21 protein-coding genes are annotated in these 24,015 nt (G+C 59.0%); 20 read left to right on the top strand and 1 reads right to left on the bottom strand.

Annotation, left to right across the window (positions count from 1 at the left end; translation table 11 throughout):
- The first annotated feature begins 6 nt into the window (after positions 1-6).
- The 15 genes from bamA to ispD all read left to right on the top strand — a co-directional run bounded on the left by bamA (position 7) and on the right by ispD (position 18,617).
- Positions 7-2,397, top strand: coding sequence for an outer membrane protein assembly factor BamA (bamA, locus tag AC1DWG_RS12795; protein ID WP_477763883.1), 2,391 nt, complete (start codon positions 7-9; stop codon positions 2,395-2,397).
- A gap of 45 nt (positions 2,398-2,442) precedes the next feature.
- The gene (locus tag AC1DWG_RS12790; RefSeq protein WP_046041136.1) at positions 2,443-2,946 is read left to right on the top strand and encodes an OmpH/Skp family outer membrane protein; all 504 of its coding nucleotides are present in this window, start codon (positions 2,443-2,445) and stop codon (positions 2,944-2,946) included.
- Positions 2,947-2,949: 3 nt separating this feature from the next.
- Positions 2,950-4,005: a UDP-3-O-(3-hydroxymyristoyl)glucosamine N-acyltransferase gene (gene lpxD, locus AC1DWG_RS12785; RefSeq protein ID WP_108216664.1), complete on the top strand. Its 1,056-nt coding sequence runs from the start codon at positions 2,950-2,952 to the stop codon at positions 4,003-4,005.
- 108 nt (positions 4,006-4,113) lie between these two features.
- Entirely contained in the window at positions 4,114-4,554 is a 441-nt protein-coding gene (fabZ, locus tag AC1DWG_RS12780) for a 3-hydroxyacyl-ACP dehydratase FabZ (RefSeq protein ID WP_007978374.1), read from the top strand.
- Positions 4,551-5,327: an acyl-ACP--UDP-N-acetylglucosamine O-acyltransferase gene (gene lpxA / locus AC1DWG_RS12775; protein ID WP_046041139.1), complete on the top strand. Its 777-nt coding sequence runs from the start codon at positions 4,551-4,553 to the stop codon at positions 5,325-5,327. Before fabZ ends, lpxA begins: the two co-directional genes overlap by 4 nt.
- Positions 5,328-5,329: 2 nt before the next feature.
- A complete protein-coding gene (lpxB, locus tag AC1DWG_RS12770; protein WP_477787858.1) occupies positions 5,330-6,460 on the top strand; it encodes a lipid-A-disaccharide synthase in 1,131 nt (376 codons plus the stop codon).
- Positions 6,461-6,471: 11 nt separating this feature from the next.
- Positions 6,472-7,098 carry a ribonuclease HII gene (gene rnhB, locus AC1DWG_RS12765; protein ID WP_477755709.1) on the top strand — a complete coding sequence of 209 codons (627 nt, stop codon included), beginning with the start codon at positions 6,472-6,474 and terminating at the stop codon, positions 7,096-7,098.
- Positions 7,099-7,175: 77 nt separating this feature from the next.
- Positions 7,176-10,697, top strand: coding sequence for a DNA polymerase III subunit alpha (gene dnaE / locus AC1DWG_RS12760; protein ID WP_477763881.1), 3,522 nt, complete (start codon positions 7,176-7,178; stop codon positions 10,695-10,697).
- Positions 10,698-10,836: 139 nt separating this feature from the next.
- Complete coding sequence (locus AC1DWG_RS12755) at positions 10,837-11,784, top strand: acetyl-CoA carboxylase carboxyltransferase subunit alpha (protein WP_477763880.1); 948 nt, start codon at positions 10,837-10,839, stop codon at positions 11,782-11,784.
- 132 nt (positions 11,785-11,916) lie between these two features.
- Positions 11,917-13,245 (top strand): tRNA lysidine(34) synthetase TilS, encoded by a 1,329-nt coding sequence (gene tilS / locus AC1DWG_RS12750; RefSeq protein ID WP_477763879.1) that lies wholly within the window; start codon positions 11,917-11,919, stop codon positions 13,243-13,245.
- 274 nt (positions 13,246-13,519) lie between these two features.
- Positions 13,520-15,151, top strand: a complete 1,632-nt coding sequence (locus AC1DWG_RS12745; protein ID WP_223458857.1) for a CTP synthase — start codon at positions 13,520-13,522, stop codon at positions 15,149-15,151.
- Between the two features lie 5 nt (positions 15,152-15,156).
- Positions 15,157-16,002 carry a 3-deoxy-8-phosphooctulonate synthase gene (gene kdsA / locus AC1DWG_RS12740; RefSeq protein ID WP_015093773.1) on the top strand — a complete coding sequence of 282 codons (846 nt, stop codon included), beginning with the start codon at positions 15,157-15,159 and terminating at the stop codon, positions 16,000-16,002.
- Positions 16,003-16,173: 171 nt separating this feature from the next.
- Positions 16,174-17,463, top strand: a complete 1,290-nt coding sequence (gene eno, locus AC1DWG_RS12735; RefSeq protein ID WP_056720952.1) for a phosphopyruvate hydratase — start codon at positions 16,174-16,176, stop codon at positions 17,461-17,463.
- 171 nt (positions 17,464-17,634) lie between these two features.
- Entirely contained in the window at positions 17,635-17,913 is a 279-nt protein-coding gene (ftsB, locus tag AC1DWG_RS12730; protein ID WP_007996937.1) for a cell division protein FtsB, read from the top strand.
- On the top strand, positions 17,910-18,617 hold the full coding sequence (gene ispD, locus AC1DWG_RS12725; protein ID WP_477763878.1) for a 2-C-methyl-D-erythritol 4-phosphate cytidylyltransferase: 708 nt from the start codon (positions 17,910-17,912) through the stop codon (positions 18,615-18,617). Before ftsB ends, ispD begins: the two co-directional genes overlap by 4 nt.
- A gap of 103 nt (positions 18,618-18,720) precedes the next feature.
- Here ispD and AC1DWG_RS12720 read toward each other — a convergent pair whose 3' ends face one another.
- Positions 18,721-19,617, bottom strand: a complete 897-nt coding sequence (locus AC1DWG_RS12720; protein ID WP_477763877.1) for a LysR family transcriptional regulator — start codon at positions 19,615-19,617, stop codon at positions 18,721-18,723.
- A gap of 107 nt (positions 19,618-19,724) precedes the next feature.
- On the opposite strand from AC1DWG_RS12720, the gene AC1DWG_RS12715 reads away from it, so the two are divergent.
- Genes AC1DWG_RS12715 through surE form a run of 5 tightly spaced genes read left to right on the top strand, consistent with a single transcriptional unit; the run spans position 19,725 to position 24,000 of the window.
- Positions 19,725-20,837 carry an S-(hydroxymethyl)glutathione dehydrogenase/class III alcohol dehydrogenase gene (locus AC1DWG_RS12715; RefSeq protein ID WP_477754886.1) on the top strand — a complete coding sequence of 371 codons (1,113 nt, stop codon included), beginning with the start codon at positions 19,725-19,727 and terminating at the stop codon, positions 20,835-20,837.
- Positions 20,838-20,845: 8 nt separating this feature from the next.
- Positions 20,846-21,691, top strand: a complete 846-nt coding sequence (fghA, locus tag AC1DWG_RS12710) for an S-formylglutathione hydrolase (RefSeq protein ID WP_477763876.1) — start codon at positions 20,846-20,848, stop codon at positions 21,689-21,691.
- 43 nt (positions 21,692-21,734) lie between these two features.
- A complete protein-coding gene (gene ispF, locus AC1DWG_RS12705) occupies positions 21,735-22,208 on the top strand; it encodes a 2-C-methyl-D-erythritol 2,4-cyclodiphosphate synthase (RefSeq protein ID WP_007970721.1) in 474 nt (157 codons plus the stop codon).
- Positions 22,205-23,263 carry a tRNA pseudouridine(13) synthase TruD gene (gene truD, locus AC1DWG_RS12700; RefSeq protein ID WP_477763875.1) on the top strand — a complete coding sequence of 353 codons (1,059 nt, stop codon included), beginning with the start codon at positions 22,205-22,207 and terminating at the stop codon, positions 23,261-23,263. Before ispF ends, truD begins: the two co-directional genes overlap by 4 nt.
- Positions 23,251-24,000: a 5'/3'-nucleotidase SurE gene (surE, locus tag AC1DWG_RS12695; protein ID WP_477763874.1), complete on the top strand. Its 750-nt coding sequence runs from the start codon at positions 23,251-23,253 to the stop codon at positions 23,998-24,000. The genes truD and surE overlap by 13 nt, the downstream gene beginning before the upstream one ends.
- Positions 24,001-24,015 lie beyond the last annotated feature (15 nt).

The raw sequence follows: 24,015 nt of genomic DNA, 5'->3' as shown, positions 1-24,015 counted from the left end.
GACTTCATGAAACGTCTGCTGCTAACTGCGGTTCTCACCGTATTGATGATCGCCGAAGTTCACGCCGAGTCCTTCACTATCTCTGATATTCGCGTCAATGGCCTCCAGCGGGTCTCCGCGGGTAGCGTCTTTGGTGCTTTGCCGTTGAACGTCGGTGAACAGGCGGATGATCGTCGCCTGGTGGAATCCACTCGTGCGTTGTTCAAAACCGGTTTCTTTCAAGATATCCAGCTGGGCCGCGATGGCAACGTCCTGGTCATCACGGTAGTCGAGCGCCCGTCTGTTGCCAGTATCGAGATCGAAGGTAACAAGGCGATCTCTACCGAAGACCTGATGAAAGGCCTCAAGCAATCCGGTCTGGCCGAAGGCGAGATATTCCAGCGTGCCACCCTTGAAGGTGTTCGTAACGAACTGCAGCGCCAGTACGTCGCCCAGGGTCGCTACTCGGCTACCGTCGACACCGAAGTGGTGCCGCAACCGCGTAACCGCGTTGGCCTGAAGGTCAACATCAACGAAGGTACGGTTGCCGCTATCCAGCACATCAACGTGGTGGGCAACACGGTTTTCCCCGATGAAGACCTGATCGACCTGTTCGAACTCAAGACCACCAACTGGTTGTCGTTCTTCAAGAACGACGACAAGTACGCCCGTGAAAAACTGTCCGGTGACCTGGAGCGTCTGCGTTCCTACTACCTGGACCGTGGCTATATCAACATGGATATCGCTTCGACCCAGGTATCCATTACTCCGGACAAGAAACACGTCTACATCACCGTCAACGTCAACGAAGGCGAGAAATACACCGTTCGTGACGTCAAACTCAGTGGCGACCTGAAAGTCCCTGAAGACCAGGTCAAGTCCCTGCTGCTGGTGCAAAAAGGCCAGGTGTTCTCGCGCAAGCTGATGACCACCACCTCCGAACTGATCACCCGCCGTCTGGGTAACGAGGGCTATACCTTTGCCAACGTCAATGGCGTGCCTCAACCGCACGATGAAGATCACACCGTAGACATCCTGTTCGCGGTCGATCCGGGCAAGCGTGCTTACGTGAACCGCATCAACTTCCGTGGCAACACCAAGTCCGAAGACGAAGTGCTGCGTCGTGAAATGCGCCAGATGGAAGGCGGCTGGGCTTCGACCTACCTGATCGACCAATCCAAGACCCGTCTGGAACGTCTGGGTTTCTTCAAGGAAGTCAACGTTGAAACCCCGGCCGTGCCGGGTGTCGATGACCAGGTGGACGTCAACTACAGCGTTGAAGAGCAAGCCTCCGGTTCGATTACCGCCAGCGTCGGTTTCGCCCAGAGTGCCGGTCTGATCCTCGGTGGCTCGATCACCCAGAACAACTTCCTGGGTACCGGTAACAAGGTCAGCGTCGGCTTGACCAAAAGCCAGTACCAGACGCGTTACAACTTTGGTTTTGTCGACCCCTACTGGACGGCTGATGGCGTGAGCCTGGGTTACAACGCCTTCTACCGCACCACCGACTACAACGACCTCGACGTCGATGTAGCGAGCTATGCCGTGGATAGCCTGGGTGCAGGGGTGAGCGTCGGCTACCCGATCAGCGAGACTTCGCGTCTGACCTTCGGCCTGACTGGGCAACAGGACAAGATCAAGACCGGTCAATACACCGTCGACGAGATTTTCGACTTCGTTAACCGTGAAGGCGATCAGTACCTGAACTTCAAGGCTTCGGCCGGCTGGTCCGAGTCCACCTTGAACAAAGGCGTATTGGCGACCCGTGGTCATTCTCAAAGCTTGACGGCGGAAGTCACCGTACCGGGTAGCGACCTGTCGTTCTTCAAACTCGATTACCGTGGCCAGTTGTTCCAGCCATTGTCTGACAACTACACCATGCGCTTGCACACCGAATTGGGTTATGGCGACGGTTACGGTTCGACCGATGGCTTGCCATTCTATGAAAACTACTATGCTGGTGGTTTCAACTCGGTTCGTGGCTTCAAGGACAGTACATTGGGGCCGCGTAGTACTCCGAGCCGCGGCGCACTCAGCACTGGCAACCCGGGTACTCTTGCTGACCCGGACCAGGATCCACTGCCGTTCGGTGGTAACGTCCTGATTCAAGGTGGTGCTGAGATTCTGTTCCCGCTGCCATTCGTCAAGGATCAACGATCCCTGCGTACCTCGGTATTCTGGGATGTGGGTAACGTGTTCGACTCCAAGTGCGAGCAGACGACCAATACCAACCCTGCGTCGAAGTCCAACACGCAGTGCAACGATGTCAGTCTGAGCAACCTGGCCAGTTCCGTCGGTGTAGGTGTGACGTGGGTCACCGCACTGGGTCCTCTGAGTTTCGCGTTGGCCATGCCAGTCAAGAAACCGGATAACGCTGAGACTCAAGTGTTCCAATTCTCTCTTGGCCAGACGTTCTAAGCGTCTGTCCCAAAATAACGACAATGGATTTTGTAGGAGTGCATCGTGCGTAAGTTGACTCAATTGGTTCTCCTGGCGACCGTACTGGTAGCAGGTCCGGCGTTCGCCGACATGAAAATTGCTGTTCTGAACTATCAGATGGCTTTGCTGGAGTCTGACGCGGCCAAGAAATACGCCGTGGATGCCGAGAAGAAGTTCGGTCCTCAGCTGACCAAGCTCAAGGCGCTGGAAACCAGCGCCAAGGGCATTCAGGACCGCCTGATGGCCGGTGGCGACAAAATGCAGCAGGGCGAACGGGAGCGTCTGGAGCTTGAATTCAAGCAAAAGGCCCGTGACTTCCAGTTCCAGTCCAAGGAGCTGAACGAAGCTAAAGCCGTTGCCGACCGTGAAATGCTGAAACAGCTCAAGCCGAAACTGGACAGCGCTGTGGAAGAAGTCATCAAGAAAGGTGCTTTTGACCTGGTCTTCGAGCGTGGCGCAGTGATTGATGTCAAGCCGCAGTACGACATCACTCGCCAGGTTATCGAGCGCATGAATCAGCTGAAGTAACCTATGACCGTGACCATTAAGCTCGGCCAGCTGGCCGAGTTCCTCGGCGCCACGCTACGTGGCGACCCCGAGAAAGCAATTACTGGGCTAGCCACCTTGCAGGAGGCTGGCCCAGCTCAGTTGAGCTTTCTTGCAAACCCCCAATACCGTAAGTACCTGGCAGGCAGTCAGGCTGCAGCCCTGTTGCTCAAAGCCGCTGACGCCGAAGGTCATTGCGGGGATGTGCTGGTGGTGCCGGATCCGTACGCAGCCTACGCGCGTGTTTCTCACCTGTTCGATCCCAAGCCCAAGGCCGCTGCCGGCATACATCCCACGGCAGTGATCGCTGCGGATGCGGTAGTCGATCCTGCGGCGAGTATCGGTGCTTTTGTGGTGATCGAAAGCGGTGCGCAGGTTGCAGCCGGTACGACTGTCGGCGCGCATTGCTTCATCGGTGCTCGCAGCGTGGTGGGTGAGGGTGGCTGGCTCGCGCCGCGTGTGACCCTGTATCACGACGTTCGCGTCGGCAAACGGGTCGTCATTCAGTCCGGAGCGGTGCTCGGAGGCGAAGGCTTTGGTTTTGCCAATGAAAAAGGTATCTGGCAGAAAATCGCCCAGATCGGTGGCGTGTTGATCGGCGATGACGTTGAAATCGGCGTGAATACAGCTATAGATCGCGGTGCGCTGGCCGATACCATCATCGGCAACGGTGTGAAGCTCGACAACCAGATTCAGATTGCCCACAACGTTCAGGTCGGTGATCACACCGCCATGGCGGCGTGCGTCGGGATCTCCGGCAGCACCAGGATCGGCAAGCACTGCATGCTCGCCGGTGGCGTAGGGCTGGTGGGGCACATCGACATTTGTGACAACGTTTTCATTACCGGGATGACCATGGTAACCCACTCGATTACCGAGCCAGGTGCCTATTCTTCCGGTACGGCCATGCAGCCGGCAGCCGAGTGGCGCAAAAGCGCGGCACGCATTCGTCAGCTCGATGACATCGCGCGACGTCTGCGCCAGCTGGAAAAGCAAGTAGGGGAAGTGACCCCTGACGGTAATGCTTCATCAGATGGCTGATACCATTTCCATATCAAGTGTGCACAGCCGCTAGACTGCCTCCTTGATTTGCTAGAGGGGTGCGCGTCAGTCGCGCGCTCCCAATCTTTACATAGGCTTCCCCCCGAAATGATGGACATCAACGAGATTCGCGAATACCTGCCTCACCGTTACCCGTTCCTGCTGGTGGACCGGGTAGTGGAGCTGGATGTTGAAGGCAAGCGCATTCGTGCCTACAAGAATGTCAGCATCAACGAACCATTCTTCAACGGTCACTTCCCTGCGCATCCAATCATGCCGGGCGTATTGATCATCGAAGCAATGGCTCAGGCTGCCGGGATCCTTGGTTTCAAAATGCTCGACGTGAAACCGGCCGACGGCACGCTCTATTACTTCGTCGGTTCGGACAAGCTGCGCTTTCGCCAGCCGGTTCTGCCAGGCGATCAGCTGATCCTTGAAGCCAAGTTCATCAGCTGCAAGCGTCAGATCTGGAAGTTCGAATGCCAGGCTTCGGTCGATGGCAAGCCTGTCTGCTCCGCTGAAATCATCTGCGCGGAACGCAAGCTATGAGTTTGATTGACCCTCGTGCAATCATCGATCCGACAGCCGTTCTGGCTGACGGCGTCGAGGTCGGCCCGTGGTCGATCGTCGGCGCAGGTGTGGAAATCGGCGAGGGGACAGTCATCGGGCCACACGTGATTCTCAAGGGTCCGACGCGAATCGGTAAGCACAATCGCATCTACCAGTTTTCCTCGGTGGGCGAAGACACACCTGACCTGAAGTACAAGGGCGAGGAAACCCGCCTGGTGATCGGTGATCACAACGTCATCCGTGAAGGCGTGACGATTCACCGCGGCACCATCCAGGACCGTTCGGAAACGACCCTGGGCGATCACAACCTGATCATGGCGTATGCCCACATCGGCCACGACAGCGTTATCGGCAACCACTGCATCCTGGTCAACAACACTGCACTGGCGGGCCATGTGCATGTGGAAGACTGGGCAATCCTTTCCGGTTTTACCCTGGTTCACCAGTATTGCCACATTGGCGCCCACAGCTTCTCAGGCATGGGGACGGCGATCGGCAAGGATGTTCCTGCCTATGTCACTGTGTTCGGTAACCCTGCCGAAGCCCGTAGTATGAACTTTGAGGGCATGCGCCGTCGCGGTTTCAGCGAAGATGCGATCCACGCGCTGCGTCGTGCCTACAAGGTGGTGTACCGCCAGGGTCTGACCGTGGAACAGGCGCTCGTCGAACTGGCCGAGCCTTCTGCGCAGTTCCCGGAAGTAGCGGTGTTCCGCGACTCCATCCAGTCTTCGACCCGCGGCATTACCCGCTAATCATGGCCAATCTGCGTATTGCGCTGGTAGCGGGTGAGGCTTCCGGTGACATTCTGGGTGCGGGTCTCATGCGCGCGCTCAAGGCTCGTCACCCGGCTGTCGAGTTCATCGGTGTGGGTGGTCCGCTGATGCAGGCCGAAGGCCTGACCCCGTACTTCCCGATGGAACGTCTGTCCGTCATGGGCCTGGTGGAAGTGCTGGGCCGGTTACGCGAGTTGCTGGCACGGCGCAAGAAGCTGGTCGCCGACCTGATCGACGCGAAACCCGATGTGTTCATCGGTATCGACGCGCCAGACTTCAACCTCAATATCGAACTCAAGCTGCGTCAAGCCGGGATCAAGACCGTGCATTACGTCAGCCCGTCGGTCTGGGCCTGGCGGCAGAAACGGGTGCTGAAGATTCGCGAAGGTTGCGACCTGATGCTCACGCTATTCCCGTTCGAAGCTAAATTCTACGAAGAGAAGGGCGTACCGGTGCGGTTCGTCGGTCATACCCTGGCCGACGCCATTCCACTCGAAGCCGATCGCACCGCAGCGCGGGCCGAACTTGGTTTGCCTGACGGGCCGCTGGTGGCGTTGATGCCCGGCAGCCGCGGTGGTGAAGTTGGCCGACTCGGCGCGTTGTTCCTTGATACCGCCCAGCGCTTGCGTGCGCTGCGCCCGGGCATGCGGTTTGTCATGCCTTGCGCCAGTCCGCAGCGCCGGGCTCAGTTGGAGGAGTTGCTGGCCGGTCGTGATCTGCCGCTGACCTTGCTCGATGGCAACTCCCATCTGGCCCTGGCAGCCTGCGACGCCGTGCTGATTGCCTCCGGAACCGCAACGCTTGAAGCATTGCTGTACAAGCGGCCGATGGTGGTTGCCTACCGTCTGGCGCCGCTGACGTTCTGGATTCTCAAGCGCATGGTGAAAAGCCCCTACATTTCATTGCCGAACTTGTTGGCCCAGCGTCTGTTGGTACCCGAGTTGTTGCAGGACGATGCCACGGTCGAAGCGCTGGCCCAGACCTTGTCACCGCTGATCGAAGGCGGTGAAGAGCAGACCCGTGGCTTTGATGAGATTCACCGGACCCTGCGTCTGGATGCCTCCAACCAGGCTGCGGACGCAGTTCTGAACCTGATCGGCCAAGTTAAATGAGTAAAACAAGCATGCAGATGGGGCTGGATTTCACCTTGGTCGCGCAAGTCGAAGAGTTGGTTGCCGGTGTCGATGAAGTCGGTCGCGGCCCGCTCTGTGGTGCGGTAGTGACAGCAGCGGTGATCCTTGATCCGAACCGCCCGATCCTCGGCCTGAACGACTCGAAGAAACTCACCGAAGCCCGCCGCGAAAAGCTCTACGACGAAATCTGCGAAAAAGCCCTGAGCTGGTGTATCGCTCGCGCCGAAGTCGAAGAAATCGACGAACTCAATATCCTGCACGCCACCATGCTGGCCATGCAGCGTGCGGTCGCCGGGCTGCATGTCCAGCCGAAACTGGCGATGATCGACGGCAACCGTTGCCCGAAACTGCCGATGCGCTCCGAAGCCGTGGTCAAGGGCGATAGCAAGGTTCCAGCCATCGCTGCCGCATCAATTCTGGCCAAGGTCAGTCGCGACCGAGAAATGGCTGCGTTCGAATTGATTTATCCGGGTTACGGTATCGGCGGGCATAAAGGCTACCCGACGCCCGTTCATCTGGAAGCGCTGGCACGACTTGGGCCGACCCCGATTCACCGGCGTTCGTTTGCTCCGGTGCGGCTGGCGTATGAGGCGCGGGAAGGTCTCATCGAGAGTTAGTCGCGAGGCTGATTTTTTTTACCAAGGCCCGGTACAATCCGGGCCTTGTTGTTTTCATGACTTAACGCAGGATCACTATGCCGGCTTCATTCGTTCACCTACGCCTGCACACTGAATACTCCCTGGTCGACGGTCTGGTGCGGATCAAGCCGCTGGTCAAGACCCTGGTCGGCATGAACATGCCTGCCGTAGCGGTCACCGACCAGAACAACATGTGTTCCCTGGTCAAATTCTATAAAAACGCCATGGGTGCCGGGATCAAGCCGATCTGCGGCGCCGACCTGTGGCTGTCGAACAAGGATCCGGACAACCCGCTGAGCCGGATCAGCCTGCTGGTGATGAACGCCGAAGGCTATCGCAACCTCACCGAACTGATTTCCCGCGGCTATATAGATGGTCAGCGCAATGGCGCGATCATCATCGAGCGCGAATGGGTCGCTGAAGCCAATGCGGGCTTGATCATGCTGTCGGCGGCCAAAGAAGGCGAGATCGGCCAGGCCATGCTCAGCGGCAACTCCGCCGAGGCCGAAACCCTTGCCCGCGAATGGATGGACGTGTTTCCGGATCGTTTCTACCTGGAAATCCAGCGAACCAACCGCCCGAACGATGAAGAACAGCTGCACGGCGCCGTGGCGCTGGCCGAGAAGCTCGGTGCGCCGCTGGTGGCGACCAATGACGTGCGCTTCATCAAGCAGGAAGACTTCGCCGCCCACGAAACCCGCGTGTGCATCGGTGAGGGCCGCGCCCTCGACGATCCGCGGCGTTCGAAGAATTACAGCGATCAGCAGTACCTCAAAAGCGCCGAGGAAATGGCCGAGTTGTTCAGCGATATTCCCGAGGCACTGGAAAACACTGTCGAGATCGCCAAGCGCTGCAACATCGAAGTGAAGCTGGGCACGCACTTCCTGCCCAACTTCCCGATCCCCGATGGCATGACCATCGACGAGTACTTCCGCAAGGTGTCCTTCGACGGCCTGGAAGAGCGCCTTTCCGTTCTGCTGCCCAAGGACACCACCGAAGACTACGAGGCCAAGCGTCAGGTCTATGTCGACCGGCTGAATTTCGAGCTGGATATCATCATCCAGATGGGGTTCCCCGGGTACTTCCTGATCGTGATGGACTTTATCCAGTGGGCCAAGAACAACGGCGTACCGGTGGGCCCTGGCCGTGGATCGGGTGCCGGATCGCTGGTGGCCTACGTACAGAAGATCACCGACCTCGACCCGCTGGAATACGACCTGCTGTTCGAACGGTTCCTCAACCCGGAACGGGTATCGATGCCCGACTTCGACGTCGACTTCTGCATGGACGGTCGTGACCGGGTGATCGACTACGTGGCCGAGAAGTACGGCCGCAACGCGGTAAGCCAGATCATCACCTTCGGCTCCATGGCGGCAAAGGCTGTGGTCCGCGACGTGGCGCGGGTGCAGGGTAAGTCCTATGGCCTGGCGGATCGTCTGTCGAAGATGATTCCGTTCGAAGTCGGCATGACCCTGGAAAAGGCCTACGAGCAGGAAGAGATCCTGCGCGACTTCATCAAGGTCGATGAAGAGGCCGCGGAAATCTGGGAGATGGCCCGAAAGCTCGAAGGCGTTGTGCGTAACGTCGGCAAGCACGCCGGTGGTGTGGTGATCGCGCCGACCAAGCTGACTGACTTCTCGCCGATCTATTGCGACGAGGCCGGTGACGGCCTGGTAACCCAGTTCGACAAGGATGACGTTGAAGCTGCCGGCCTGGTGAAGTTCGACTTCCTCGGCCTGCGGACCCTGACGATCATCGACTGGGCACTGAAAACCATCAACCGCGACCGCGCCAAGGTCAACGAACCGCCGCTGGATATCGCGTTCATCCCGCTGGATGACAAACCGACCTACACCTTGCTGCAAAAAGCCGAAACCACGGCCGTGTTCCAGCTTGAATCCCGGGGCATGAAAGAGCTGATCAAAAAGCTCAAGCCCGACTGCCTGGAAGACTTGATCGCACTGGTGGCACTGTTCCGTCCGGGCCCACTGCAATCGGGCATGGTGGACGACTTCATCAACCGTAAGCACGGCCGCGCCGAGCTGGCATATCCGCACTCGGACTACCAGTACGAAGGCCTCAAACCGGTGCTGGCACCGACTTACGGCATCATCCTGTACCAGGAACAGGTGATGCAGATTGCCCAGGTCATGGCCGGTTACACCCTCGGTGGTGCGGACATGCTGCGTCGAGCCATGGGTAAGAAAAAACCCGAGGAAATGGCCAAGCAGCGCGGCGGCTTCATTGAAGGTTGCGCCACCAACAACATCGATGCGGACCTCGCCGGTAACATTTTCGACCTGGTGGAAAAGTTCGCCGGTTACGGCTTCAACAAATCCCACTCCGCCGCCTATGGCCTGGTGTCGTACCAGACCGCATGGCTGAAAGCGCATTACCCGGCGCCGTTCATGGCCGCGGTACTTTCGGCGGATATGCACAACACCGACAAGGTCGTGACCTTGATCGAAGAAGTGCGGACCATGAAGCTGCGTCTCGACGCGCCGGACGTGAACACGTCCGAATTCAAGTTTACGGTGAACGACGAAGGCCGGATCATCTACGGCCTGGGTGCGATCAAGGGCGTGGGTGAGGGCCCGGTCGAGGCGATCACCGAAGCGCGTCTGGCCGGTCCGTTCAAGGACCTGTTCGATTTCTGCGCCCGGGTCGACCTCAAGCGCATCAACAAGCGCACCCTCGACGGCTTGATCCGCAGCGGCGCGCTGGATCGCCTCGGACCGTATTTCCACGATGAGCAGAAAGCCTACCAGGCCAACATCGACCGCAATCGCGCGGTGCTGCTGACGGCCATGGAAGAAGCGATCAAGGCGGCCGAACAAACTGCACGCACCCAGGACAGCGGTCACTCCGACCTGTTCGGCGGTCTGTTTGTCGAAGAAGACGCCGACGTCTACGCCAATCACCGCAAGGCCAAGGAACTGACCCTCAAGGAGCGGCTGAAAGGGGAGAAAGATACCCTCGGCCTGTACCTGACCGGTCACCCGATCGACGAGTACGAAGGTGAAATCCGTCGCTTTGCCCGTCAGCGCATCATCGACCTGAAACCGGCGCGCGATACCCAGACGGTCGCCGGGATGATCATCGCCTTGCGGGTGATGAAGAACAAAAAGGGCGACAAGATGGGGTTCATCACCCTCGACGACCGCTCAGGACGGATCGAGGCCTCGCTGTTTTCCGAGGCATTCCACTCCGCGCAGTCGCTGTTGCAGACCGACGCGATGGTGGTGGTCGAAGGCGAGGTCAGCAATGACGACTTCTCCGGTGGCCTGAAGTTGCGGGTCAAGCGGGTGATGAGCATGGAAGATGCGCGCACCAACCTGGCCGAAAGCCTGCGCCTGAAGTTGCATGCCAAGGACCTCAAGGGCGATCAGCTACGCTGGCTGGGTGAACTGTTGAAGCGTCACCGCGGTGCGTGCCCGATCACCATGGATTACACCAGCCCTGATGCGAAGGCCTTGTTGCAGTTCGGCGAAGGCTGGCGGATCGATCCGGCGGATGCGTTGATTCAAGCCCTGCGTGACCAGTTCGGGCGAGACAACGTCTTCCTCCAATACCGTTGACCGGCAGGTGATATCAGAACGCCTGCCCGCAACCTGAATTTTTAATCTCGACCTCAACGCGCCTCTCCCTTAAGGTAGGGCGCGAATAGACAACCGGCCGGCCCAAGATCCCTTGGGACTCGACCCAAGACGGACGCCTATGAACCCGAATTTTCTAGATTTCGAACAGCCGATCGCCGACCTGCAAGCCAAGATCGAAGAGTTGCGCTTGGTCGGTAATGACAATTCGCTGAATATCGGCGATGAGATCTCCCGCCTGCAGGACAAGAGCAAAACGCTGACCGAAGACATTTTCGGCAAGCTGACCAGCTGGCAGATCGCACGTCTGGCGCGCCACCCGAAACGTCCGTATACCCTGGACTACATCGAACACATCTTCACCGAGTTCGACGAGTTGCACGGTGACCGTCACTTCTCCGACGACGCTGCCATCGTTGGCGGTATTGCCCGTCTGGACGACCAGCCGGTGATGATCATCGGTCACCAGAAGGGCCGTGAAGTGCGCGAGAAAGTTCGCCGCAACTTCGGCATGCCACGTCCGGAAGGCTACCGTAAGGCTTGCCGTCTGATGGAAATGGCCGAGCGTTTCAAAATGCCGATCCTGACCTTCATCGACACCCCGGGCGCCTACCCTGGCATCGACGCCGAAGAGCGTAACCAGAGCGAAGCGATCGCCTGGAACCTGCGGGTCATGGCTCGTCTGAAAACCCCAATCATCGCCACCGTGATCGGTGAAGGTGGTTCCGGTGGTGCACTGGCGATCGGTGTCTGCGACCAGTTGAACATGTTGCAGTACTCGACCTACGCGGTGATCTCGCCGGAAGGTTGCGCTTCGATTCTGTGGAAAACCGCCGAGAAAGCACCGGATGCCGCAGAAGCGATGGGCATCACCGCCGAGCGCCTCAAGGGCCTTGGCATCGTGGACAAGGTGATTGGCGAGCCATTGGGCGGCGCGCACCGCGATCCGGGCGCCGCAGCCGCATCGATCCGCGCCGAGTTGAGTTCGCAACTGGCGATGCTGAAGAAGTTCGATAACGACGCGCTGCTCAAGCGCCGCTACGATCGACTGATGAGCTACGGTCTCTAACTGACCTCGCGGTATCCTTGTAGGCGCTGCCGCAGGCTGCGATCTTTTGATCTTGTTTTTTTAAAATCAAAGTCAAAAGATCGCAGCCTGCGGCAGCTCCTACAGGGGGTTTATGTGAAGCGATCGATCCTGATGAATCCTTCCGATATTGATTGGCATGCCAGACTCTTGCTGAATCTGAAGCCTTGGCGCAACGCTTTAACCTGGCGCGTCGCCTTCTCTGGCGGCCTGGACTCCACCGTCCTGCTGCACCTTCTTGCACACCTCGCAAAAACCGAATCCCTGCCGGCGCTGAGCGCCATCCACGTTCATCACGGCCTTCAAGTCGTGGCCGATGCGTGGCCGGAGCATTGTCGTTCTGTGTGCGCTGCGCTGGGCGTCCCGTTACAGGTCCTTCGTGTACAGGTGCAGCCCGGTGCCAGTCTGGAGCGTGCAGCCCGGGATGCGCGTTATCACGCGTTCACCGAAGTGACTCGGCCCGGTGAAGTGCTGCTGACTGCCCAGCACCGCGACGATCAGGCGGAAACCCTGTTGTTTCGCCTGTTGCGCGGAGCGGGCGTGCGCGGATTGTCCGGGATGCCGCGTCAGCGCCCGTTGGGCAAGGGGCATTTGCTGCGGCCATTGCTCGATGTCACGCGGGCTGAACTGGAGGCTTATGCCAGTGCGCATGGCTTGAGCTGGATTGAAGATCCCTCGAACCAGGATCGGCAGTACTCGCGCAATTACCTTAGGCATCAAGTCTTCCCCGTGCTGATCCAGCGCTGGCCACAAGCGGTGGCGACCATGGCCCGCAGCGCGGCGCATTTGACTGAAGCGCAGGGGCTGCTCGAAGAACTGGCGGACATGGATTTGCGTGAGGCCAGCTCTGCCAGTGAGTTTGCCTGGCTGGGCTTGCGATCCCTTGAACTGGCGCCGCTTGCGCAATTGTCTGTTGCCCGGCAGCGCAATGCCTTGAGTCATTGGCTCGATCCGCTGACTCGCTTGCCGGATACTGACCATTGGTCGGGTTGGGAGAATTTGCGCGACGCCAACGTCGATACCTGTCCGGTGTGGCAGCTGGCCGATGGCGAACTGCATCGGGCGGGCGGGCGCATCTGGTGGCTCTCCGGTTGCTGGTTGCGCACTGCGCCCTCTGCTGGAGCGTGGCAAAGTCCGGTATCACCGCTGATATTGCCGGATAACGGTGTACTGAGTGTCACCGGCCAAATCCCCGATGGCCCCTTACAGATCCGCTATCGTGAAGGGGGAGAGGTCATGGTTTTGCCAGGCCGCGGCCATCGGGACCTGAAACGTTTGCTCAATGAAAGCGGTGTACCGTCCTTCGTACGCGGCAGATTGCCGCTGCTCTACAAAGACGGGAAACTGCTGGCGGTAGCGAACCTCAAGGGGCTCGATGGTGGTGCGCTCGGCGACTGGCATTTGCATTGGCAGCCACTGAACGAAGATCAAGGTTTGAGCTGAAAGGGGCTTTCCGGTAGACTACGCTCCCTTCTTGATACAACTTCTGTGGATTCGCCTGAATTGCAGGAGTTGCCGATTACCAAGCAGTCTTTGCTGGGCGATTCCAAAAAATGTGTAGCGAGCAACGAACCGGTGTTTCATTTTCCGGTCTGTCCCAACGCGGCGGTTTTTTTGAAAGGTGCGCTGTGATTAATGCAGGTGATCGGGGGCTTCGGCCTTCCTTCGCTTTCCCCGGCGGCTCGGACCGCTTTAACGCAGACTTCTAGGGTTTTTCATGACGCGCTACATATTCGTCACGGGCGGTGTTGTTTCTTCATTGGGGAAAGGCATTGCATCGGCATCATTGGCGGCCATCCTGGAGGCGCGGGGACTTAAGGTCACCATGCTGAAGCTGGACCCGTACATCAACGTCGACCCGGGCACCATGAGCCCGTTCCAGCACGGTGAAGTGTTCGTCACTCACGACGGCGCCGAGACCGACCTGGACCTGGGCCACTACGAGCGGTTCATCCGCACGACCATGACCCAGAACAACAACTTCACCACCGGTCGTGTCTACGAACACGTCCTGCGCAAAGAGCGCCGTGGTGACTACCTGGGTGCAACCATCCAGGTGATCCCGCACATCACCGACGAAATCAAGCGCCGCATCATCAAGGGTGCGGGCGACGCTGACGTGGCAATGGTCGAGATCGGCGGCACCGTGGGTGACATCGAGTCGCAACCGTTCCTCGAGGCGATCCGCCAACTGCGTTTCGAAGTCGGCGCCAAGCGCGCGATGCTGATGCACCTGACACTGGTGCCGTACATCGCCACTGCCGGCGAAACCAAGACCAAGCCAACCCAGCACTCGGTGAAGGAACTGCGTTCCATCGGCCTGCAACCAGACGTGCTGGTCTGCCGCTCCGATCACCCGATCGATATTTCCTCGCGTCGCAAGATCGCGCAGTTCACCAACGTTGAAGAGCGTGCGGTGATCGGCCTGGAAGACGCCGACACCATCTACAAGATCCCGGGCATCCTGCACTCCCAGGGCCTGGACGATTTCGTCGTCGAGCGTTTCGGCCTGCAATGCGGCGGTGCCGATCTGTCCGAGTGGGAAGCCGTGGTCGACGCCAAGCTCAACCCTGAGCACGAAGTCACCATCGCCATGGTCGGCAAGTACATGGAACTGCTGGACGCCTACAAGTCGCTGATCGAAGCGATGAGTCACGCCGGCATCAGCAATCGTACCAAGGTCAACCTGCGCTACATCGACTCTGAAGACATCGAAAACCAGGGCACCGCACTGCTGGAAGGCGTCGATGCAATCCTGGTACCTGGCGGCTTCGGTCTGCGTGGCGTTGAAGGCAAGATCACTGCCGTTCAATACGCTCGCGAAAACAAGGTTCCGTACCTGGGCATCTGCCTGGGCATGCAAGTGGCCGTTATCGAGTTCGCACGTAACGTGATGGGCTGGAAAGACGCCAACTCCACCGAGTTCGATCGTGCAAGCGGTCATCCGGTCGTGGGCCTGATCACCGAGTGGGAAGATGCCACCGGTGCCGTCGAAACCCGTACCGAAACCTCCGATCTGGGCGGCACCATGCGTCTGGGCGCGCAGGATTGCCTGCTGGAGCCGGGTTCCCTGGTCCACGGTTGCTACGGCAAGGACGTGATTGTCGAGCGTCATCGTCATCGCTACGAAGTGAACAACAACCTGCTGCCGCAAATCATGGAAGCCGGTTTGAAAATCTCCGGTCGTTCCGGTGATGGCGCACTGGTTGAAGTGGTAGAAGCTCCGGATCACCCATGGTTCGTCGCTTGCCAGTTCCACCCAGAGTTCACCTCGACGCCACGCGACGGTCACCCGCTGTTCAGCGGTTTCGTCAAGGCAGCGTTGGTTCAACACCAGAAGAAGGCGTAACCCCGATGGCACAGAAGATCATCCGCGTCGGCGACATCGAGATTGCCAACGACAAGCCCATGGTGCTGTTCGGCGGCATGAACGTGCTGGAAAGCCGCGACATGGCAATGCAGGTTTGCGAAGAGTATGTGAAGGTCACCGAAAAGCTCGGTATCCCTTACGTGTTCAAGGCCAGTTTCGACAAGGCCAACCGGTCTTCTGTGACCTCCTATCGTGGTCCTGGCCTGGAAGAAGGCATGCGCATCTTCCAGGACATCAAGCAAGCCTTCGGCGTGCCGATCATCACCGACGTCCACGAGCCGGATCAGGCCGCGGTCGTCGCTGAAGTCTGCGACATCATCCAGTTGCCAGCCTTCCTGTCGCGCCAGACCGACCTCGTGGTCGCGATGGCCAAGACCGGTGCAGTGATCAACATCAAGAAAGCCCAGTTCCTCGCCCCCCAGGAAATGAAGCACATCCTGAACAAATGCGTAGAAGCCGGTAACGATCAGTTGATCCTCTGCGAGCGTGGTTCGAGCTTCGGCTACAACAACCTGGTCGTCGACATGCTCGGCTTCGGCATCATGAAGCAGTTCGAATACCCGGTGTTCTTCGACGTGACCCACGCGCTGCAAATGCCTGGTGGTCGCTCCGATTCCGCCGGCGGTCGTCGCGCCCAGGTCACCGACCTGGCGAAGGCCGGCATGAGCCAGTCCCTGGCCGGCCTGTTCCTGGAGGCCCACCCGGATCCGGACAACGCCAAATGCGACGGTCCTTGCGCCTTGCGCCTGGACAAACTGGAGCCATTCCTGGCCCAGCTCAAAGCCCTGGACGAACTGGTGAAGAGTTTTCCGACGGTAGAAACCGCGTAATCCTCAATTCTCCTGTAGGAGCTGGCTTGCCAGCGAAAGGGCCCTTAAGTCTAGCCGAGATTTTGAGACCGCCTTCGCCGGCAAGCCGGCTCCTACAAAAAGCAATATGACCCACAAGTTATAATTCGAGCGGTACCAAGCGTTTTCGTCAACTTTGGAGTGTTTACAACAATGGCTAAAATCGTCGACATCAAAGGTCGTGAAGTTCTCGACTCCCGTGGCAATCCCACCGTGGAAGCGGACGTGCTTCTCGACAACGGCATCATCGGCAGTGCGTGCGCGCCGTCCGGTGCTTCCACTGGCTCGCGTGAAGCGCTCGAGCTGCGTGATGGCGACAAGAGCCGTTACCTGGGCAAGGGCGTCCTCAAGGCCGTAGCCAACATCAACGGTCCGATCCGCGACCTGTTGAAAGGCATGGACCCAAGCGACCAGAAAGCGCTCGATCTGGCAATGATCAAGCTCGACGGTACTGAAAACAAAGGTTCCCTGGGCGCCAACGCGATCCTCGCCGTTTCCCTGGCCGCGGCCAAGGCAGCAGCACAGGACCAGGACCTGCCGCTGTACGCTCACATCGCCAACCTGAACGGCACCCCGGGTGTTTACTCGATGCCGGTTCCGATGATGAACATCATCAACGGCGGCGAGCACGCCGATAACAACGTCGACATCCAGGAATTCATGGTTCAGCCGGTTGGCGCCAAGTCTTTCTCGGAAGGTCTGCGCATGGGCACCGAGATTTTCCACCACCTCAAAGCCGTGCTGAAGGCACGTGGCCTGAGCACTGCCGTCGGTGACGAAGGTGGTTTCGCGCCGAACTTGGCTTCCAACGAAGACGCTTTGAAAGTGATCTCCGAAGCCGTGGCCAACGCCGGCTACAAGCTGGGCACCGATGTGACCCTGGCCCTGGACTGTGCGGCCAGCGAATTCTACGAAGACGGCAAGTACAACCTGTCCGGCGAAGGCCAGGTGTTCACCGCTGAAGGTTTCGCTGACTACCTGAAAGGCCTGACCGAGCGTTACCCGATCATCTCCATCGAAGATGGCCTGGACGAGTCCGACTGGGCTGGCTGGAAGATCCTCACCGACAAGATCGGCGAGAAGACCCAACTGGTAGGCGACGACCTGTTCGTCACCAACACCAAGATCCTGAAAGAAGGCATCGACAAAAAGATCGCCAACTCGATCCTGATCAAGTTCAACCAGATCGGCACCCTGACCGAAACCCTGGAAGCCATCCAGATGGCCAAGGCTGCTGGTTACACTGCCGTGATCTCGCACCGCTCGGGCGAAACCGAAGATTCGACCATTGCCGACCTGGCCGTGGGCACCTCGGCTGGCCAGATCAAGACCGGCTCCCTGTGCCGTTCCGATCGCGTTTCCAAGTACAATCAACTGCTGCGTATCGAAGAGCAGTTGAACGGCAAAGCCAAGTACAACGGTCGCAGCGAGTTCCGCGGTTAAGCGGTAACTCGTAAAAAAGACAGCGGATTGTGTCGGAAAAATCGCTACAGCGACGTTTTTGCCACTAATCTGATGCCTTACAAGCACAAGCCTGGTTCTTCCAGGCTTCGTGCTATCAGTAGCTTCATGTTTTGGTGTGGCTGTCTTTTTTCACTGGATACCTGATATTCGATGCGCAGTCCCAATTGGTTGTTCCTCGTCTTGCTCCTGCTGCTGGCTGGCCTGCAGTACCGCCTGTGGGTGGGTAATGGCAGCCTGGCGCAAGTAGCCGAGTTGACTCAGCAGATTGCCGATCAGCAAGCTGAGAACCAGGCGTTGCTGGAGCGCAATCGGGTGATGGACGCTGAAGTCAGCGAGTTGAAAAAGGGCATGGAGACCGTTGAAGAGCGGGCTCGCCATGAGTTGGGCATGGTCAAGGACGGTGAAACCCTTTACCAGCTCGCGCAATGAACCAGACGTTACCGGCCTTCTGGGCCGTGATTCCTGCCGCGGGCGTCGGAGCCCGTATGGCCGCGGACCGTCCCAAGCAATACTTGCAACTGGGCGGGCGCACTATTCTCGAACACAGCCTCGGCTGTTTCCTTGATCACCCATGCCTGAAAGGTCTGGTGGTCAGTGTTGCTATTGACGATCCTTATTGGCCGAACCTTGCGTGTGCCAGTGATCCGCGTATTGCCCGGGTCGAGGGCGGTTCCGAACGTTCCGGATCGGTGCTCAATGCCTTGCTGCACTTGCATGCGCAAGGCGCTGATGATGAGGATTGGGTACTGGTTCACGATGCCGCACGGCCGAACCTCAGTCGTGACGATCTGGACAAATTGCTGGCTGAGCTGGCTGACGATCCTGTCGGCGGACTGCTGGCGGTTCCGGCGCGGGATACGCTCAAGCGGGTCGACAAGCACGGTCGTGTGGTCGAAACCGTGGATCGCAGCGTGATCTGGCAGGCCTATACGCCGCAGATGTTTCGCCTTGGGGCGTTGCATCGGGCTTTGGCGGACAGTCTGGTGGCCGATGCCGTGATCACTGACGAAGCTTCGGCGATGGAGTGGGCAGGTTCGGCACCGCGACTGATCGAAGGGCGGTCCGATAACCTCAAGGTTACGCGTCCTGAAGACCTTGAATGGTTGAGACAGCGTTGGGCCAATCGTCGCTAAAAGATCGCAGCCTGCGGCAGCTCCTACGGAGATCGGGTACGACATCCATTTGCGGATCACCCGAAATCCTGTAGGAGCTGCCGCAGGCTGCGATCTTTTGATCTTAAATCCTGTACTCCTGCCTTTCAGCCAATCCCTCCTTCAAAAAATCCACCAACTTGCGCACCTTCGGCGACAAATGCCGCTGCTGTGGATACAGCGCCCAAACCGCGGTGTTCGGTGGTTGGTGCGCTTCCAGCAACGAAATCAACGCGCCGCTATTCAAATGCTCCAGCACGTAATAGTCCGGCAACTGACACAGTCCTACGCCTTGTAGCGCGGCATCGAGTACGGCTTGCCCACTGTTGCAGCGCCAGTTTCCTTGCACTCGTTGCGAAAATTCCCTCCCGTTCTGCTCCAGTTGCCAGAGGTCCGAGCTGCCGATTAGGCAGTTGTGGCGACTCAGCTCCGACAGACTGTGCGGGCGACCGTAGCGCTCAAGGTAGGACGGCGATGCGCAGAGAAACATACGCCGTGGCGCGAGGCGGGTGGCGACCAGTCGCGAATCTTGCAAACGCCCGAGGCGGATCGCCAGATCGAGGCCTTCGTGCACCAGGTCAAGCTGACGATTGGTCAGTTCGATGTCGATGCGCAGTTGCGGATACAGCCCCATGAAGCGGGTCACCAGCGGCACGATGAAGCGCTCGCCGTAAGCCACGGCGCAGGTCATGCGCAGCATGCCCTTGGGTTCGCTGGTCAGGTCGCCCACCGCGCGCAAGGCCTCTTCGCGGCCGTCCTGCAATCGCTGGCAATGTTGCAGGAAGGTTTGCCCTGCTTCGGTCAGCGTGACCCGGCGAGTACTGCGGTAGAGCAGACGGGTTTGCAGACGTTCTTCGAGGCGTACGATTTGTCGACTGATATGGGAGGAAGAAACCCCCAGGCGTTGCGCGGCAGCGGTGAATTGGCTGCATTCGGCAACGGCGACAAACTCGTCGATCCCTTCCCAGCGATTTTCGGACATCAATGATTATCCCTGTACGGCAATAATATTTTGCATTTACATCGATTATTCATCGTTGAGCCATGTATTACACTCCCTGTCTCGTTTTAATTCACTGGAGAGCCATCATGATCAAGTCGCGCGCCGCCGTTGCCTTCGAGGCCAAGAAGCCCCTCGAAATCGTTGAAGTCGATGTCGCCATGCCCAAGGCCGGCGAAGTCTTGCTGCGCGTGGTGGCCTCCGGTGTCTGCCATACCGATGCCTACACCTTGTCCGGTGCCGACCCGGAAGGCATCTTCCCGTCGATCCTCGGCCATGAGGGTGGGGCGATCGTGGAAGCCATCGGCGAGGGCGTGACTTCCGTTGCGGTGGGCGACCATGTGATCCCGCTGTACACCCCGGAATGCCGTCAGTGCAAATTCTGCCTGTCGGGCAAAACCAACCTCTGCCAGGCGATTCGTGCGACCCAGGGCAAAGGCTTGATGCCGGATGGCACTTCGCGCTTTTCCTACAAAGGCGAAACGATTTTCCACTACATGGGCACCTCGACTTTTTCCGAATACACCGTGCTGCCAGAAATCTCCGTCGCCAAAATTCCTAAAGAAGCACCGCTGGAAAAAGTCTGCCTGCTGGGTTGTGGCGTCACCACTGGCATCGGCGCGGTAATCAATACCGCCAAGGTCAAACCGGGTGACACCGTCGCCATCTTCGGCCTGGGCGGCATCGGTCTGTCGGCTGTGATTGGCGCGGTCAAAGCCAAGGCAGGGCGGATCATCGCCATCGACATCAACCCGGCCAAGTTCGAGATCGCCAAACAATTGGGCGCTACCGATTGTGTAAACCCGAAAGACTTCGATCGTCCGATCCAGGAAGTCATCGTCGACATGACCGACGGCGGCGTGGACTTTTCCTTCGAGTGCATCGGCAACGTGCAGCTGATGCGCGCGGCGCTGGAGTGCTGCCACAAGGGCTGGGGCGAGTCGGTCATCATCGGTGTTGCCGGTGCTGGTCAGGAAATCTCGACACGTCCGTTCCAGTTGGTCACCGGCCGCGTCTGGCGCGGTTCGGCGTTCGGTGGCGTGCGTGGCCGTACCGAGTTGCCGAGCTATGTGGAAATGGCCGAGACCGGTGAGATTCCGCTGGATACCTTCATCACCCACACCATGGGCCTGGAAGATATCAACAAGGCGTTTGACCTGATGCATGAAGGAAAAAGCATCCGCTCCGTCATCCATTTCTGAGGTCCGCCATGAGCCTGGAAAACATCTCCTGCCAGAAAAGCTTCGGCGGCTGGCACAAGCGCTATCGCCATCGCTCCGAAGTGCTCGGCTGCGACATGGTGTTCGCCGTCTACCTGCCACCGCAGGCGGAGCAGGGTGGCAAGCTGCCGGTGTTGTACTGGTTGTCCGGCCTGACCTGCACCGACGAGAACTTCATGCAAAAGGCCGGCGCCATGCGCATGGCCGCCGAGTTGGGGCTGATCATCGTCGCGCCGGACACCAGCCCTCGCGGTCCCGAAGTGCCGGGAGATCCGGATGGCGCCTGGGACTTCGGCCTCGGCGCCGGGTTTTACCTGAACGCCACCCAGGAACCCTGGTCGCGCCACTATCGGATGCATGACTATGTCGTGCAGGAATTGCCGACTTTGGTCGAAGCCCATTTCCCTGCTTCCGACAAACGCGGCATCAGCGGTCATTCCATGGGTGGCCACGGTGCGCTGGTCTGCGCATTGCGCAATCCGGGGCGCTATCTGTCGGTGTCGGCGTTCTCGCCAATCAACAATCCGATGGATTGTCCGTGGGGGCAGAAAGCGTTCTCCCGCTATCTGGGAGAGGACCGTTCGAAATGGCGCGAATGGGATGCCTGCGCGTTGATTGCCGAGGCTGATGAAAAGCTGCCACTGCTGGTCGACCAAGGCGATCGCGACGATTTTCTCGCCAACCAACTCAAGCCGGACGCCTTGCAACAGGCGGCCAAACTGGCCGGTCATGCGTTGAGGTTGCGTCTGCAACCCGGCTATGACCACAGCTATTTCTTCATCGCCAGTTTCATTGACGATCACTTGCGGCATCACGCGCATGCTCTAGGTGCCTAATGCAGGTAGAATCACGCCCTGACAAAAATCGGGGCGTTTTTTTATGCGTATTGGCCACGGCTATGATGTGCACCGTTTCGCTGAAGGCGATTTCATCACTCTGGGCGGCGTGCGCATTGCACACAGCTTCGGGCTGCTCGCTCACTCTGACGGTGACGTCCTCTTGCACGCCTTGAGCGATGCCTTGCTCGGCGCCGCGGCGCTGGGCGACATCGGCAAGCATTTCCCGGATACCGACCCGCAATTCAAGGGCGCCGACAGCCGTGCGCTGTTGCGTCATGTCGTTGCACTGGTCCATGCCAAAGGCTGGAAAGTCGGCAACGTCGATAACACCATCGTCGCCCAGGCGCCGAAAATGGCCCCGCATATCGAATCGATGCGCGCGCTGATTGCCGCGGATCTTCAAGTAGAGTTGGATCAAGTGAACGTGAAAGCTACCACCACCGAAAAGCTCGGCTTTGTCGGTCGCGAAGAAGGCATTGCCGTGCACTCCGTTGCCTTGTTGCTGCGCGCATGAACGAACTGCAACTGCTCGGCCCGCGGGCCTATGGTGAGCCCCTCGGCACCGCGGTACTGAAAGCCATCGCGGAAGATTTCCAGGTCGACGAAGTCCTCGACATCCCCCTGAGTGGCGAAGGCGAACACTTGTGGATCTGGGTGGAAAAGCGCGGTCTGAACACAGAAGAAGCGGCACGGCGGATTGCCAAGGCAGCAGGTGTGCCATTGCGCACAGTCAGCTATGCCGGGCTCAAGGATCGTCAGGCGTTGACTCGCCAGTGGTTCAGCGTGCAACTGCCGGGCAAGGCCGACCCCGATCTGTCGGCCGCGCAAAACGATACGCTGAAGATCCTCAAGACCGCCCGCCACAAGCGCAAACTGCAACGCGGTGCGCACTCAGCCAACGGTTTTACGTTGCGCCTGACTCAATTTGCCGGTGACAAGCCTGCTCTTGAACAGCGACTGCAACTGATTGCCAAACAAGGTATCCCCAATTATTTCGGCGCCCAGCGTTTCGGCCATGACGGTGGCAACGTCGTCGACGCACGCGCCTGGGCCGCGCGCAAGGCCTTGCCGGAGCAGCGCAATGTGCGCTCGCGTCTGCTTTCCACGGCGCGCAGTTTTCTGTTCAATCAAGTGCTGGCCGCACGTGTTGCCGATGGCACCTGGCAGCGTGCCCTGGTGGGCGATCTGCTGGCATTCACCGACAGTCGTAGCTTTTTCCCGGCAGGCGAAGCCGAGTGCAGCGACCCGCGCCTGGCGATTCTCGATCTGCACCCGACCGGTCCGCAGTGGGGCGAAGGTGACTCGCCGGCCACTGGCGTTGTCCATGAACTGGAGCAGGCCATCGCCGCACGCGAAGCGGATTTGCGTGACTGGTTGATCAACGCCGGTATGAGCCACGAACGTCGCATCCTGCGGCTGCCCATTGGCGGGCTGACGTGGCATTATCCCGAGCCTGACATTCTGCAACTGGAATTCATCCTGCCGGCCGGATGCTTCGCCACCGTATTGGTGCGTGAGCTTGTTGATCTGGTGCCGGTGGGGCAGACGGACAGCCCATGCGTATTCTGATTTCTAACGACGATGGGGTAACCGCACCCGGTCTCGCCGCGCTTTATGCTGCGCTGGCGGATTACACCGAATGCGTGGTTATCGCCCCGGACCAGGACAAAAGCGGCGCCAGCAGTTCGCTGACGCTCGACCGTCCGTTGCACCCGCAAACCCTGGCCAACGGCTTTATCAGCCTCAACGGCACACCCACCGATTGCGTGCACCTGGGCCTCAACGGCCTGCTGGAGCGCGAAGCGGACATGGTGGTTTCCGGGATCAACCTGGGCGCGAACCTGGGGGACGATGTCCTGTATTCCGGCACGGTGGCGGCGGCCCTTGAGGGGCGTTTCCTGAAACACCCTTCGTTTGCCTTTTCGCTGGTCTCACGCCAGGTAGACAACCTTCCCACAGCTGCCCATTTCGCGCGCAAACTGGTCGAAGCCCATGCTGACCTGGATCTGCCACAGCGTACGGTACTGAACGTGAACATTCCCAATTTGCCGCTGGACCGTATCCGCGGTATCCAGTTGACCCGCCTGGGCCATCGCGCCCGTGCCGCGGCACCAATGAAAGTGGTGGATCCGCGGGGCAAGTCCGGTTACTGGATCGCGGCGGCCGGGGATGCCGAAGACGGTGGCCCGGGTACCGATTTCCATGCAGTGATGCAGGGTTATGTTTCGATCACGCCGCTGCAACTGGATCGCACGTTCAATGATGCCTTCAGAAGTCTGGATGGCTGGCTGGAGGGACTGCGCTGATGGGTCGCGAACAAG

Source organism: Pseudomonas sp. P4_B3 (assembly GCF_056402295.1).
Note: the sequence above shows the minus strand (reverse complement) of the source record. Positions and strands in the feature narration are given on the sequence as shown.